Origin of the sequence: Leclercia sp. M-A074-M, from assembly GCF_965195605.1 — a bacterium.
GTDB lineage: Bacteria > Pseudomonadota > Gammaproteobacteria > Enterobacterales > Enterobacteriaceae > Enterobacter.
This window is the reverse complement of the sequence record NZ_CBDAHM010000033.1, coordinates 1-694: the sequence shown is the minus strand read 5'-3', so window position 1 is coordinate 694 and position 694 is coordinate 1. Positions and strand designations below refer to the sequence as shown.

The 694-nt window shown below is 53.6% G+C and carries 1 rRNA gene; it reads right to left on the bottom strand.

Features of this window, described 5'->3' with window-relative positions:
* Positions 1–694 (bottom strand): 23S ribosomal RNA (locus ACOKCT_RS22935); the annotation flags it as partial.

The following is a 694-nucleotide window of genomic DNA, read 5'->3' as shown; positions in this document are numbered from 1 at the left end:
GCTAACCCCATCAATTAACCTTCCGGCACCGGGCAGGCGTCACACCGTATACGTCCACTTTCGTGTTTGCACAGTGCTGTGTTTTTAATAAACAGTTGCAGCCAGCTGGTATCTTCGACTGATTTCAGCTCCACCCGCAGGGGCTTCACCTACATATCAGCGTGCCTTCTCCCGAAGTTACGGCACCATTTTGCCTAGTTCCTTCACCCGAGTTCTCTCAAGCGCCTTGGTATTCTCTACCTGACCACCTGTGTCGGTTTGGGGTACGATTTGGTGTTACCTGATGCTTAGAGGCTTTTCCTGGAAGCAGGGCATTTGTTGCTTCAGCACCGTAGTGCCTCGTCATCACACCTCAGCGTTAACAAGGTACCGGATTTACCTGGAACCTCCGCCTACATGCTTAAACCGGGACAACCGTCGCCCGGCCAACATAGCCTTCTCCGTCCCCCCTTCGCAGTAACACCGAGTACAGGAATATTAACCTGTTTCCCATCGACTACGCCTTTCGGCCTCGCCTTAGGGGTCGACTCACCCTGCCCCGATTAACGTTGGACAGGAACCCTTGGTCTTCCGGCGAGCGGGCTTTTCACCCGCTTTATCGTTACTTATGTCAGCATTCGCACTTCTGATACCTCCAGCATGCCTCACAGCACACCTTCGCAGGCTTACAGAACGCTCCCCTACCCAACAACAC